The following is a 13,587-nucleotide window of genomic DNA, read 5'->3' as shown; positions in this document are numbered from 1 at the left end:
TTGATGCAGTGTGCCAGCAACAAAGGCAGTTTCGTAGGGTGGGCAAAGGCGCCCTTGCGCCGTGCCCACCATCTCTCGCCAGTCGCGACAGGTGGTGGGCACGCTTGCGCTTTGCCCACCCTACGATATCTGCGCTCGTGGTACGCCGCAGAGCCGCAGCAACGCTCTCGCGTTGCGGCGCGTCCGGGACACGAGACCCCCCAAGCCGCGAATGGGTCTTGGCAGCGAGGCGACCGTCGTGACATGCTCGGCCTCAAACAAAGGCGCGGAGTGATCGCGCCGACAAAGGGGAGGGCAGACCGATGCGCTTCGTGGCTGCGTTGGGCGCGCTTGGCGCCGTTTCAATCCTGCTAGCGCCAACCTTGTCGCTCGCCGCCGAGATGCGCGGCGTCACCGCAACCGAGATCAGGATCGGCCAGACCATGCCCTATAGCGGGCCGGTCTCCGCCTTTGGCGCGCTCGGCAAGGGCGAGGTCGGCTATTTCAAGATGCTGAACGAGAAGGGCGGCATCAACGGCCGCAAGATCAATCTGATCTCGCTCGACGACAGCTACGCACCGCCGAAATCGGTCGAGCAGACGCGGCGCCTGGTGGAGAGCGACGAGGTCGCGCTGATCTTCTCCTCGATCGGTACGGCCCACAACACGGCGATCGCGAAATATCTCCAAGCCAAGAACATCCCGCAGCTTTTCCTCGCGTCCGGGGCCTCGAAATTCGCCGACATCGCGCAATATCCGCAGGCGACCATGGGCGTGCAGGCGCCGTTCCGCTACGAGGCGCGGCTCTATGCGCGCTATGCGTTGGCGAAAAACCCGAACGCGAAATTTGCCGTGATCTCGCAGAACGACGATTATGGCCGCGACTATCTCGCCGGCCTCAAGGACGTGCTTGGCGAGAAATATGATTCCGTCGTCACCGTCGCGACCTATGAAATCCAGGATCCGACCATCGATTCCCAGATCGTCAAGCTGAAAGCCTCTGGCGCCGACGTGTTCGTGATCGCGGCGACGCCGAAATTCGCGGCGCAAGCGATCCGCAAGTCCTTCGAGATCGGCTGGCGTCCCATGACCTTCCTGTCCAACGTCGCGGTCTGGATCTCGACCGTGATGGAGCCTGCCGGCGTCGAAGCCGGCACCGGCATTCTCTCCACGGCCTATGTGAAGGACCCCGATGATCCCGCCTGGAAGGACGATCCCGGCGTCAAGGCCTGGCGCGACTTCATGACGAAGTATGTGCCTGAAGCCGACCAGCACGATACCAACTACGTCAATGCCTATAACAGCGCGATGGCGCTGGAGGCCGTGCTGAAAGCCTGCGGCGACGATCTGTCGACCGAGAACATCCTGAAGCAGGCATTTTCGATTCACGACCTCGAACTGCCGATGCTGCTCCCCGGCATCAAGATCAACACCAGCGCGACCGACCACGTCCCGGTCGACCAGATGCAGTTCATGCGCTTCAACGGCAAGACCTGGGAGCGCTTTGGCGAGTTGCAGACGGGGAATTGAGGGGGCAAAGCTCGCGAAACAACTCCGCTATCATCGGGTGGTCGACACGCCCGAAGGCATATGGTCGCCAGCTCTCGTGCCCCGGACGCGGTGCGGCGCGAAGTGCCGCTCCGCAGAGCCGGGGCCGAGTCAGCCGGGGGGGGCCAGGTTTCCGCACAGCACCGGCTCCGCATTCACGATGCCAGACGAAGCCAGACGTCCCGGCTCGCCAGCGTACCGTCAGGCGTCGCAATCTCCAGGTCCACGACGTGCAGGGAGTGGTCCCCGTAGACATATTTCAGATGCCAGATCAGCCCCAGGTCCGGCGTGATGACGAAATCATCGAGCCCGTCGGTGATCGCCCGCACCGCCTCCCGGTGCGTCAGGGGCGCCGAAAACATCGCATCGATCAGATTGGCGAGGCTCATGCCTTCGACCAGCATTATGCGCGCGATGTCGTCACCATGGACGTGGCGGAGCGCTGAGACGATGACGGCGATGGCGTCCGGATTCTTCATGACACGGTTGCTTCAGGCCAGCTGAGGTAGCCCGGATGGAGCGCAGCGTAATCCGGGATTGGTACTTTAGAGAAGGCCCCGGATTGCGCGGAGCCTGTCATCGGGCGGCGCTTCGCGCTCCCTTACTTGCGCACGCGCCAGATAGTCCAGCCCGGTTTCGACACGGCCTGCACGGGCTCCAGATAGTCCGGAGCTTCACCGCGGCCGAGATGTGCGGCAAGACCCTCCGGCGCGATGCGGACGAGATCCTCCTGGTCGAAGGAGCCGTTGCAGGTCAGGATATAGTCGACTTGCCGGGCGCGCAGCATGTCGCGGGCGGCCTCAGGTGCTGCTGTCATCGCGTGCACCATGGCGAGGTTGCCGTCATTGTTGCGGTGATAGGGACCAGCGAAGACGGCGTGTTCCGTCGCGGCCAGGATCGCAGGACCGGAATCGATCGGCGCCATCATCCGTCCGGGCGGCAGGTCGGCGAGCGCTGCGGCGCTGGAGATGGTCTGGCAGGACGCCCCGGGATCGGGCATCGCGATCTTGGGTCCGCCTGTGCCGGCGGCGAACGCCGGCCAGACCGCAAGGCCGATGCCGCCAAGCGTGGCGGGCGACAGCAGCAGCGCGACGCGGACCAGCCGCCAACCGGCGACGATTTCAGTGCGAAGCCGGACAGTTCCGGCGACGCATAGCGGGGCGGCGACGATGTTGGCGGCAGCGGCGCCGCGCAATTCCCACAGGCTCTCGCCGAACAGCGCCGCGAGCGTGATGGTCGAGACGATCCAGCGAAAGCGCATTTGCGGCGTGCAGCCGATCATGGCGGCCGTGCACAGGCCGAGCGTCAGCATTGGAAACGCGTAATAGCCGAGCAGCTTTTGCGGCTGCATCTGTGCCAGTTCGCTCACCGACATGGTCTCGACGACGCGGCCAAGCCAGAAGCTGACGAGCAGGGGGTCGACCTGCGCATAGGGCGACGCAACGCAGCTTGGGTACGATCTGTAGAATGCGCCGAGCAGGAGCGCACCGGCAATCCCGCTCGCCGCGAATCGCGTCCACACGCCGTCGCGCATGCGGGCAACACCGGCAACCGCGAGCAGGGCGACGCCGCCGCCCGCACACAACAGCAGAATAGGCCCGCCGAAGGCATCGCAGACCGGCCTGCTGAGACTGTTCATCGGCAGCAGCAGCAGCGCCAGCAGCAGCGAGGACCCGGCAAGGCCCGCACCAAAGGCGCAGGCGGGGCGCAGGACGTCAGTGCCTTTCCACACCAGCAGCCCCACAACGGCCGCGCTCGCCATGGCGATGGCAGGCAGCATTTCCAATCCGACCGCCAGCGAAAGCGCGCCGCACAACCCGGCCAAAGCTGCCCTGTCCGCACGGTGTTCCAGATCACAGATGCAGAGCACGAAGCCGAGCAGCAGCACGATCTGCAGGTTGTGATGGTCGATCGCGCCGGCCCGGAAGTGGATCAGGGCGGGGATCGACAGCGCCGTGACCACAATCGCCGCAAGCTGTGCCCGCTTCCTGTCTTCAGGGGCGCAGGCCTGGCCTGCGATCGTCGCTGCGAGCCATAGCGCCGCGCCCATCAGCAGCGACGGCCACAGCACCAGCGTCAGCACTTCGGCAAGATGCTGGCCGAGCAGCGGGCGCAACACGAGGATCAGCACGGCCAGGGGCGCATCGACGACGCGGGACCAGTGCATGGCAATTCCGGGCGGGTCGAGCCGGTATTGGGTCAGGTCGAACCAGCCCTGGCCGGCCAGAAGATCACGCACCTCGACCAGACGCAGGGCGTCGTCGGTCGACAGCGTGTCGAACACACCGGTCTTGATCGCGGGAAGTCCGAGCGCGACCACGATCATTGCCCAGACGATCGCGAGTACGATCGCAGGCTTCGGCTCTGTGGTCGATCGTGGCGGCGACATTGTCCGGCGTCTCAATTTGAGTGCGTGGACATCGGCGCGTTGCCCGCACTCGCCTCGTCATCCCGCACATGGATCACGGCGATGTTGTCGGCATAGAGCCGTTTCCAGCCCTTGATATGATCGAGCACCTGGGCGGCGGGGCTGTCGGCGACCAGCAGCGTGGCGTCGATCTTGTACTCTTCGAGCAGCCGCGTCAAATTATCGAGCTTCTTGACCTCGATCGCCCTGAAGAAGTCCATCACGAACTTCTCGCCATAGAGCTCGGCGCGGCCGTCGACGAAAACAGGGATGTCGCGCGAGATCAGGTAGCCGCCGAACTGGTAGGCATTGAAGATGCGCTGCGCCTTGCGCTGCTGCAGCAGATCGACGGCGGTAACTGGCGTCTGGTCCATCGTGAAGGTGAAGCGGTGATGCGACATGTAGACCGAGGTCGAGGTCCAGGCCGCGGCTGCGATCATCAGCGCGCCCATGACAGTGACATAGCGCGCCGCCGGGCTCTCGTTGCCCCGCTCAGTATCTTGCGGAGCTTGCGGCAGCGGCGACTTTTCGCCGAGCGGCTTTGCCAGCGCCAGCGGCACCAGGAAGGCAAAGGCCTCGATGCTCCTGACATGGGTCAGCCCCATCCAGGTGAACAGCAGGACCAGGAGAATGCGCGGCGGCGACAGCGCCAGGCCGCGAAACAGGCCGATCGCGATCAGGCCGAGGATCGCGCCTTCGAACGCGGAGAACGAGGCGAAATTCGCCGGCATCCATTCCGAGATGACCGTCAGCAATTCGCCGAGATTGAGGATGTTGGTCGCGCCCAGCAGCGTGCGCCAGCCATAGGGCGTGACGCAGGCAGCGATCATCGCGGCGACACCGAACAGGAACCAGCGCGCGAGCAGGCGGATCTGCCTGGCCGAATCCAGCGTCCAGATCGCCTCTAACGCCATCGGGCCGATCAGCATGAGGCCCAACACGAAGCCGCCATGCAGGTTCGCCCACAGCGACATCAGCGGCAGCCACGCCCAGGACGGCGTGACCTTGCGGTCGGCCGCATTCATGAGAATGCCGACCCAGGCGATCATCACCGGCAGCGCCAGCATATGGGGCCGCGTCAGGATGTGATGCAGCGACAGCAGCACCGCCAGCATCGCGAACAGCACCGAGCGCGGAATTTCGAGATGGGCGTCGAGCAGATAGACAAAGATCGCAACTGACGCCGCAATCGCAAGTGCGGTGAGGATGACAGGTCCGGCCCAGTCCCATTGCGCGAAAGTGATGGCGTACAGAATTTGCGACAGCCAGGACGTCGAGATCCAGGGCTCGCCTGGCCGCGTGAAGGAATAGAAGTCGGTATAGGGCAGGGCGTGGTGGTCGAGGATCCACTGTCCGATCTTGATCTGCCAGAACGAGTCGGAGTCCTGAAGCAGCGTGTCGCCGACATAAAGGAAGAAGAGATAGGCGCCCGCGCCGACACACAGCGGCACCAGCGCTCGCGCGCGGCTCTGCACGGCGATGCTGTTGGTGAAGGAAAGCGACATGCCGCCTCGTCTTGTTCTTGGGTGTGTTTTCTTGGGTGTCTTGGCCGAGCGGGCGGCATTGGACCATGGCGGTCATAACTTTCGAGTAAATCGTCTCGATCACTATTTTTGCGTCGGCGCAATTTAACCGGTTGTTTTCAATTTCGGTTTACCATCGGCCAATACATGCCATTTGTTCCCGGTTTACGCAGTCGAATTAACTGCGACGCAAGTCTTTGCCTCTACGTTCAGTTCCATGGTCGGGCGGCGCTGGGAAGCCGAAGAAACCAGACCAGACCAGTTGAAGCCTCGTGTACTTTTTGGAGCAGTCTATGAAGAACCTCGTTTCGCGTTTCGTGAAGGACGAATCCGGCGCCACCGCCATCGAATACGGCCTGATCGCCGCCGGCATCGCGCTGGCGATCATCACCGTCGTCAACAACCTCGGCTCGACCCTGAACACCAAGTTCGGCTCGATCTCGACCAGCCTCAAGTAAGCCAGAGACGAATTCAGAGCTCAGAGCCCCGTCCTCGGACGGGGCTCTTTTCGTTTGGGCGTGCGGGATCATCAGCAAGCGCGGTCATCGTCCCGTCACCCTGAGGTGCTCGCCTCTTCGGCGAGCCTCGAAGGGCGACGGCCCGGCTGCATCCCGGCCGTTCATCCTTCGAGGCTCCCGGCGCGATGCTTTGCATCGCGCCACTCGCACCTCAGGATGACGGAACTGAAGACCGTGTAGTTGAACAGCTCTCGTAGGGTGGGCAAAGCGACTTGTCCGGCCTAGCTTGAAGAGCGAAGACGGAAGCGTGCCCACGTCACGTAGATTGTCCGCACGTGTATCCCCGCGTCATTGCGAGCGCAGCGGAGCAATCCAGACTGTCTCCGCGGAGGGATTGCTGGATTGCTTCGCTGCGCTCGCAATGACGAGGACGCGGCAGCCACTTGCCGCAATTACGGAGAGATGGTGGGCACGGCGCTGCGCGCCTTTGCCCACCCTACAAGAGCTGTGGTTGTGATTGATCTGCGCGTTTATTCCGCGAGACTCGGCTGCCACAGAAGATCTCGTAGGGTGGGCAAAGCGAAGCGTGCCCACCATCCGTCGATGGCGGGCACGCAATATCGACAACGTCAATGACGAGGACGCGGCAGCCACTTATCGCAATGATGCGGAGATGGTGGGCACGGCGCTGCGCGCCTTTGCCCACCCTACGAGAGCTGTGGTTGTGATTGATCTGCGCGTTATTCCGCGAGACTCGGCAGCCACACCGCCGGCGCTGCCGGGACCCGCGCGCTGCGGTTCGTCCACGCCAGATAGGCCTTCGCCGCCCAGATCGAAGCTGCCGCGAGCGCAACACCACCAGCGACGTCGACGATGTAATGCGCGCCGATGACAGGCGTGGCCGCGATCATCATGAGGTTGAGGGCGGCCGCAAGACCGCCGATGCGCCGCACCGGCCACAGCGCCCACATGTAGAACACGGCGGATGCGGCATGGAAGCTCGGGAACGAGACGATGCCGGACAGGAAGAACAGTCGCAGCTCGTGCAGGCTGCCGTCGCGTAAGCCCAGGATATCGCGCAACTGTCCGGCGTAGATCGCGGTGTTGATGTCGGGGATTTGGGCCGCGGGCAATTGCAATCCGTAATAGGTGCCGATCGCCGGCACGAGGGCCGAGATCGCGATGGTGACGGCAAGCCCAAGACTCATTGCCAGCATGAACAATTGCAGCCGTACATAACGCGCCGTCAGCGTCAGCACGACGGGGACGAACAGCAGGGGCCATTTGATCAGGCCGTAGCTGCGCGACAGGATGTCGGCGAGCCAGGGGTGATCGTTGACGAAGCGCGCGATCGGCTCGGGATCGAGGCCGAGTGCGCGATCGATCGCGAGCAGCGCCTGGTCCTGCAGCGGAAAGCCCAGGATGCCGGCGACGTAGCTGAGCGGCCCGACGATCGCGCAGGTGATGATGACCTGGCCGATCGTACCAAGCGAGAAGATCAGCTTCGGATCGGCGTGATCGCCTTTGGCGATGCGGTGGCGGTAGGCGATGCCGACGAAGAGTGCGGCGATTGCCAGCGTTACGCCATAGGCGACGGGCTCGAGCCTGAGGCCGGTGACGGATAGGCCGAGCGCCAGCAGGCCGCCCATGATCGCGATGGGAAGCCAGTTCAAATGGAAGAGCTGCCAGGCGGTCTTGGCGTCCGTGTCGAGCATGCTGCACCGGGTTGGATCGCAGCGACAGTCACCGACCGCCTTTAAGACCGCGGTAAAAAGTGTGGTTAGCCGTTCACCAATGGATTCCCCGCACTTTGAGCGGTTTGCAATGCAGCGTTTCGCGTGTGAGCGCTTTTGCTGCTTGTCATCCCCCCTGAATAGTTGTTCAGTCCTTGCGGGGCGATTTGCAGCGAATTCAGTGACGAAGCGTTCGGCCGCGGGGCGTGCGGCAGGCGTGGTGGGACAGGAAGCGCGCCATGGTTTATCGGCGGACGCATCAAGTGGTTAAGCGCCTTGCGGCTCGGCGCAGCGCCATCCTGGCGGCGGCAAGGGAAGCCGCAGCCGAAGGCGGCATGGCGGCGGTGCAGATCGCGCCGGTCGCCGTCAGGGCAAATGTGGCGGCCGGCACCGTCTACCGCTACTTCCCCTCCAAGGCCGAGTTGATCTCCGAACTGATCTCGGAAGTCTCCCGCGACGAGCTCGCGGCCATCCGCCGGGCGGCCGATGCCGCGCCCGGACCGTCCTCGGCGCTGGCGGCGGCCGTGACCACCGTGGCGGTCCATACGCTGTCGCAGCGTCGCCTCGCCTGGGGCATTTTGGCTGAACCGGTCGATGTCGATGTCAGCGCCTCCAGGCTGGCCAGCCGCCGGGAGATCGCGGGCGAGATCGCCGCGCGGATCGACGCCGCGGTGCGCGCCGGCCATCTGCCGGCGCAGGACACGGCGCTCGCCGCAACTGCGCTGCTGGGTGCGCTGCATGAGGCCCTGGTCGGTCCGCTCGCGCCCGACAATCTCGAAGATCCCGTCAAGATGCGCGACGCCGTCCAGACCGTGACGCTGCTGGCGCTGCGCGCCGTCGGTGTCATGGACGCCCGCGCCAGGGGGCTGGTGGTGCAGCAGACCTTGCTGCCGACGACCAAGGTGCTGGTCGGGGCCTGAGAAGACCCGGCCCCGCCCAGGCATTTGCCTGAGCTGGCCTTTTCCCAAGGCCCGCGCAAGGCAGCCGGATTCAGCCGGCTACTGTGCATGGGGTTGTTTTCGCAGTTTGGCTCGGCCGGCCGGCGGCCGCCTCACATATTCGCGTCGCCCTCGGGGCCGACGGAGGCGATGCGCACCATGTTGGTGGTGCCGGGAATGCCGAGCGGCACGCCGGCGACGATGATCACGCGCTGGCCGGCGCGAACGAAACCGTCGCGGAAGGCGATCTGGCCGGCGCGGTTCACCATGTCGTCCTGGTCGCGCGCATCTTCCGCCACCACGCAATGCACGCCCCAGACGGCAGCAAGCCTGCGGCCGGCGGTGATGTTGGGCGTGATCGCCACGATCGGCGGCTTCGGCCGCTCGCGCGCCACGCGCACCGCGGTCGAGCCGGATGAGGTCCAGCAGATCAAGGCGGGCAGGTCGAGCGTCTCGGCGATCTGACGCGCGGCGTCCGCGATGGCATCGCCGGCGGTGGATTCCGGCGCGGGCCGCTGGGCGGTGATCACGGACCGGTAAGTCGGGTCGCGCTCGACCTCTTCGCCGATGCGGTTCATGGTCGAGACCGCCTCGACCGGGAATTTGCCGGCGGCCGATTCCGCCGACAGCATGATGGCGTCGGCGCCCTCATAGACGGCGGTGGCGACGTCGGAGACCTCGGCGCGGGTCGGCACCGGCGACTGGATCATCGATTCCAGCATCTGCGTTGCGATCACCACCGGCTTGCCGGCGCGGCGCGCCATCCGCGTCATCTGCTTCTGCAGGCTCGGCACGCGCTCGAGCGGCAATTCGACGCCGAGGTCGCCGCGCGCCACCATCAGCGCGTCGGACGCCTCGATGATGTCGGCGAGGCGGTCGATCGCCTGCGGCTTCTCGATCTTGGCCATCACGGCGGCGCGGCCGCGGATCATCTTCTTGGCCTCGATCACGTCGTCCGCGCGCTGCACGAAGGACAGCGCGATCCAGTCGACGCCGGTGACGAGGGCCGCCTCGAGGTCGGCGCGGTCCTTCGGCGTCATCGCCGAGACCGGCAGGTCGGTGTCGGGCAGGCTGACGCCCTTGCGGTCAGACATCTTGCCGCCGACCACGACGCGCGTGACCGCGTGTTCCTTGGTGGTCTCCTCGGCGATCAGCCGCACCTTGCCGTCGTCGAGCAGCAGCGCATGGCCGGGCCGCAGCGCGGCCAGGATCTCCGGATGGGGAAGGTTGACGCGGGTGGCATCGCCCGGCGCCTTGTCGGAATCCAGCGTGAAGGTCTGCCCGTTCTGAAGCTGCACCGCGCCTTCAGCGAAGGCGCCGAGGCGGAGCTTCGGGCCCTGGAGATCGACCAGGATGCCGATCGGGCGGCCGTAGCTACTCTCGACATTGCGGATCGTCGCCACCAGCTCCCGCATCTTGTCATGCGGTGTGTGGCTCATGTTGATGCGGAACACGTCGGCGCCGGCCTCGAACAGGCGGCGGATCATCGCGAGGTCCGACGAGGCAGGTCCGAGGGTCGCGAGAATCTTGATACGGCGAAGACGCCTCATGGCTTATTCCCAGACGGTGGCGAGGGGGCTGGCGGAAGGCCAGGTGCGGCGGGGGGCGTACCACCGGGCGGACTATTGGGCAAACCCGGGACGCCGCCACCAGGGCCGACAGGGCCGGGCATGCCCGGGACACGCTGCTGCGTCGAAGGCTGCTCGTTGGCGTCGGTGAGCTGCACCGTCCAGGCTCGCTGCTCGCCGGTGTCGACCTCGAAATAGCCCGTCCGGTCATAGCCGCGCGCCAGGCAGTCCTCGGTGCCGCGGATGGTGAATTCCTTGTCGCGCGAGCACATGAAGGCCTGCCCCGACCATTCGCCGCCGCGGTCATAGTCGATCGCATAGATGTAATAGTAGCGGGCGACCAGCGTACCCCGCAGCAGGGTCTCGCAGGAGCGGGACGAGATGTTCCACCAGCCCTCGGTGGTCCAGCCGTCGGCGTCCTTGTAGCCGAGCGCGATACCGACCCGGCTTGAGGTGTTGTTGCAGAGGCGGAAGTCGGCCGAGGCCGGGCTGGCCCAAAGGCACAGCAGCGCAACGGCCAGCACCGGGACTATCAGGGCGAGCAGGCGAGGGGGGGAGCGGGGAGATTCGGCGATCATTGTCGCGGAACGTATACCAGATGATTGACGATTTGGCGTAGGCCCGGGGAACTGCCCGTTTGCCGGCCCGGCCGCCGTTTGCGCCGCGATATGGCAAAATCTGTGACAGCACCCCACCTGATCCCGTATGGGTGACCGCCATCAAGGTACAGCCGAGGAATCCTGCCATGGCCATCGACGACAAAACCAGAACGGAGCTCGAGGCGGCCGCGTTCCGGCGGCTGGTCGATCATCTGAGGACGCGAACCGACGTCCAGAACATCGACTTGATGAATCTGGCCGGATTCTGCCGTAACTGCCTGTCGAACTGGCTCAAGGACGCCGCGGATGCCCAAGGCGTGAGCTTGAGCAAGGATGAGAGCCGGGAAGCCGTCTACGGCATGCCCTACGAGACCTGGAAGGCGAAGTACCAGGGCACGGCGAGCCCCGGGCAGCTCGAGGCGATGAAGAAGGTCCATCCCCACAATCACTGAGTGTTTACGTTCCGTCATTCCGGGGCGATGCAAAGCATCGAACCCGGAATCTCGAGATTCCGGGTTCGCCCTGCGGGCGTCCCGGAACGACAACATCATCTCCTGTGGGCGCGCTGTGGACGAGCGTGATGCTTGCTTGAACGCGGCAGGCGCCAACCCTAAGGGTCTACCCAGCACGCGCGGTGAGGATGCCGGCGTCACCTCGTTTTGCCAGTTCCATTGGGAGTACCAAGATGGCCACCTCCGCCGCCGTCCGCGACGACGAGCCCGCGACGAAATTTGCCAAGGACCAGCTCAAATCCATCATCGAGCGCATCGAGCGGCTGGAGGAAGAGAAGAAGGCGATCTCCGACGACATCCGCGACGTCTATGCCGAGAGCAAGGGCAACGGCTACGACGTCAAGGCGCTGCGCACTATCGTGCGCCTGCGCAAGCAGGACCCCAACGAGCGCGCCGAGGCCGAGACGATTCTCGAGACCTACATGCAGGCGCTCGGAATGATCTGAGGCGTTCGCGCTTCAGGCAGCATTGCCGTAGCCCGGATGGAGTGCAGCGAAATCCGGGGCCGTCATCGCTTGTGGCGCGATTCCCGGATTGCGCTGCGCTCCATCCGGGCTACGAGAGGGTGAAGGCGATCCGTCTCAGCGCAGCGCGGCCGTGCGCATGACGAACGACGTCGTTTCGATCTTCGTCGTCGCGCTGCCCGAGAAACTGTCGCAGGACAGGCCCTGCATCGGATCGTCGGTGAAGCCCATTGCGACCACGGCCTGCGGCTTGACGAAATAGGCGCGCATCGCCGCCATATCGAGCTCGCCCATCAGCGTCACCGACATCGCGCGGCTGGCGCTCGGCGACAGCATCACGATCTTGAGCCAGATGCTCTCGCCCTTGGCGGCGGAGAGGCGGGTTGCGGTTGCGATCATGCCGTCGGTGCTCTTGCCGACGACGCTGTTGATCTCGGTGGCCGGCGCACCGTTGCGGGCCGTGGACGCCGGACGCGCGCCGCGCGGGATCGGCGCCGAGGCGGCGACGACGCGGGCCCGGTCGACGGGCGAAGCAGAAGCGGGTGCAAAGGCCAGCGCCTGATAGGCGGCACTGGAGACGCTCGCGGTCGGTTGCGGATCTGTCGCGGCGGCAAGCGCCTGGCGCGCCTTCAATGCGGCGATCTGCGCTGGTGTCGCCTGCTGCGGTGTGGCCGGAGCATCCCAGAAGCCGCGGGCATTGATGATGTCGGCCGGGGATTCGAGCTTGCCGGCTGCCGGCTTGTCAGCCACGGGCTCGGGCTTCGGCTCGGCTTTGGGTTTGGGCGGTGCAACGAGCTGGGCATCGGCCGAGGCGAGCTGGATGGCGGAGGCGGCGGACGGCTTGGCGCGTGGCGTCGGTACCGGATCGGCGGGTTTGCTTGCGGCGACGACCACGGTCGGCGTGACGGGCTTGGCGGTCGGGGCGGGCGCGCCCTCGTCATCCTCATCGGTACTGGCTGCCGGAGCCTGCTTGCCCCTGCTGAACAGGGAGGCGAAGAAACCCGGCTTGCTGGCGCCGTCGTCGCCATCGCCGCGCCGCTCGATCTCGGCCTTGGCCAGCTCATAGCCCTTCAGCGGCACCCCGTCGGTCGGCAGATGCACCGTCTTTCCGTCCGGGAAGACGCGGGCGAGCTGGTCATGCGTCATGCGCGGCCAGTGCCGAATGCTGCCGGTGTCCAGATGCACGAAGGGCGAGCCTGATGTCGGGTAGAAGCCGACGCCGCCCCGCTGCAGGCGCAGGCCGGCGAAGCGGATCTGCTCCAGCGGCACGCCCGGAATGTAGAAGTCCATCGCATGGCCCAGCATGTGCTGGCTGAACCGCGCCACGCCCGAGGAGCGGCGGCGGAGCATGGCGTTGGTGGCGGGGGAGCGATAGGAGGAGATGATCTGGATCGGCTGCTTGCCGTCGACGTCGCGATACACTTCCCAGAGGATGTCGAACAGGTGACGATCCATCACCGTCTCGTCCTGGGTGCGCCAGTCGCGCAGGAAATGGTTCAGCGTCTTCAGCGCGGCTTCGTCGTAGCGGCCGTCGCGCTTGAAGGTGACGGTGAGGTCTTCGCCGGAATGGGTGTGGTGGAAGGAGAGGGTCTTGGTTTCGTTCAGCGCCGCGGCGTTATGAACCGAGCCGGCAGCCGCAAGCAGCACCAGCGAGGCGAGGCCGATCCGAGATCCGACCTTCACTCCCGCATGGGACAACGACAACGCAGCGAATTTGCGTGCGAAACCAGTCAGCACGTATGAGCCCACCCAGTCGACGAGCGTTCAATGGACTCTCCCGCCAACCCCGTTAGCGCGCGAAAGAGGGTGAACGCTTTCTTAAAACGAGAAGGTTAATTCGAGGTTGACCTTCCCGCCCC

12 protein-coding genes are annotated in these 13,587 nt (G+C 65.2%); 5 read left to right on the top strand and 7 right to left on the bottom strand.

The window, feature by feature from the left end:
- The first annotated feature begins 302 nt into the window (after positions 1–302).
- Positions 303–1,508: an ABC transporter substrate-binding protein gene (locus tag XH98_RS03105; RefSeq protein WP_271617776.1), complete on the top strand. Its 1,206-nt coding sequence runs from the start codon at positions 303–305 to the stop codon at positions 1,506–1,508.
- A gap of 173 nt (positions 1,509–1,681) precedes the next feature.
- Here the strand turns inward: XH98_RS03105 and XH98_RS03100 are convergent, their stop codons facing one another.
- From XH98_RS03100 to XH98_RS03090, 3 genes are all read right to left on the bottom strand, one after another.
- Positions 1,682–2,005 carry a hypothetical protein gene (locus XH98_RS03100; protein WP_271617775.1) on the bottom strand — a complete coding sequence of 108 codons (324 nt, stop codon included), beginning with the start codon at positions 2,003–2,005 and terminating at the stop codon, positions 1,682–1,684.
- A 122-nt stretch (positions 2,006–2,127) separates the two neighbouring features.
- Positions 2,128–3,915, bottom strand: a complete 1,788-nt coding sequence (locus XH98_RS03095; protein WP_271617774.1) for a hypothetical protein — start codon at positions 3,913–3,915, stop codon at positions 2,128–2,130.
- An 11-nt stretch (positions 3,916–3,926) separates the two neighbouring features.
- The gene (locus XH98_RS03090; RefSeq protein ID WP_271617773.1) at positions 3,927–5,438 is read right to left on the bottom strand and encodes a hypothetical protein; all 1,512 of its coding nucleotides are present in this window, start codon (positions 5,436–5,438) and stop codon (positions 3,927–3,929) included.
- A 311-nt stretch (positions 5,439–5,749) separates the two neighbouring features.
- Here XH98_RS03090 and XH98_RS03085 point away from each other — a divergent pair, with 311 nt between their 5' ends.
- Complete coding sequence (locus tag XH98_RS03085) at positions 5,750–5,914, top strand: Flp family type IVb pilin (RefSeq protein WP_057757281.1); 165 nt, start codon at positions 5,750–5,752, stop codon at positions 5,912–5,914.
- 740 nt (positions 5,915–6,654) lie between these two features.
- Here the strand turns inward: XH98_RS03085 and XH98_RS03080 are convergent.
- Positions 6,655–7,629: a phosphatase PAP2 family protein gene (locus XH98_RS03080; protein ID WP_271617772.1), complete on the bottom strand. Its 975-nt coding sequence runs from the start codon at positions 7,627–7,629 to the stop codon at positions 6,655–6,657.
- 257 nt (positions 7,630–7,886) lie between these two features.
- Between XH98_RS03080 and XH98_RS03075 the strand changes: the two genes are divergently transcribed.
- On the top strand, positions 7,887–8,567 hold the full coding sequence (locus XH98_RS03075; protein ID WP_271617771.1) for a TetR/AcrR family transcriptional regulator: 681 nt from the start codon (positions 7,887–7,889) through the stop codon (positions 8,565–8,567).
- Positions 8,568–8,698: 131 nt separating this feature from the next.
- Here the strand turns inward: XH98_RS03075 and pyk are convergent, their stop codons facing one another.
- Positions 8,699–10,135, bottom strand: coding sequence for a pyruvate kinase (gene pyk, locus XH98_RS03070; protein ID WP_271603895.1), 1,437 nt, complete (start codon positions 10,133–10,135; stop codon positions 8,699–8,701).
- Positions 10,132–10,731 carry a DUF1036 domain-containing protein gene (locus XH98_RS03065; protein ID WP_220003299.1) on the bottom strand — a complete coding sequence of 200 codons (600 nt, stop codon included), beginning with the start codon at positions 10,729–10,731 and terminating at the stop codon, positions 10,132–10,134. The genes pyk and XH98_RS03065 overlap by 4 nt, the downstream gene beginning before the upstream one ends.
- A 167-nt stretch (positions 10,732–10,898) precedes the next feature.
- On the opposite strand from XH98_RS03065, the gene XH98_RS03060 reads away from it, so the two are divergent.
- Together XH98_RS03060 and XH98_RS03055 are read left to right on the top strand one after the other, a co-directional pair.
- Positions 10,899–11,204, top strand: a complete 306-nt coding sequence (locus XH98_RS03060; protein ID WP_057757289.1) for a DUF1244 domain-containing protein — start codon at positions 10,899–10,901, stop codon at positions 11,202–11,204.
- A 233-nt stretch (positions 11,205–11,437) separates the two neighbouring features.
- A complete protein-coding gene (locus XH98_RS03055; RefSeq protein ID WP_008546273.1) occupies positions 11,438–11,710 on the top strand; it encodes a DUF2312 domain-containing protein in 273 nt (90 codons plus the stop codon).
- Between the two features lie 135 nt (positions 11,711–11,845).
- Here the strand turns inward: XH98_RS03055 and XH98_RS03050 are convergent, their stop codons facing one another.
- On the bottom strand, positions 11,846–13,477 hold the full coding sequence (locus XH98_RS03050; protein WP_271617770.1) for a DUF882 domain-containing protein: 1,632 nt from the start codon (positions 13,475–13,477) through the stop codon (positions 11,846–11,848).
- Between the last annotated feature and the right edge of the window lie 110 nt (positions 13,478–13,587).

Origin of the sequence: Bradyrhizobium sp. CCBAU 51745 (assembly GCF_028128715.1) — a bacterium.
GTDB lineage: Bacteria > Pseudomonadota > Alphaproteobacteria > Rhizobiales > Xanthobacteraceae > Bradyrhizobium > Bradyrhizobium manausense.
Note: the sequence above shows the minus strand (reverse complement) of the source record. Positions and strands in the feature narration are given on the sequence as shown.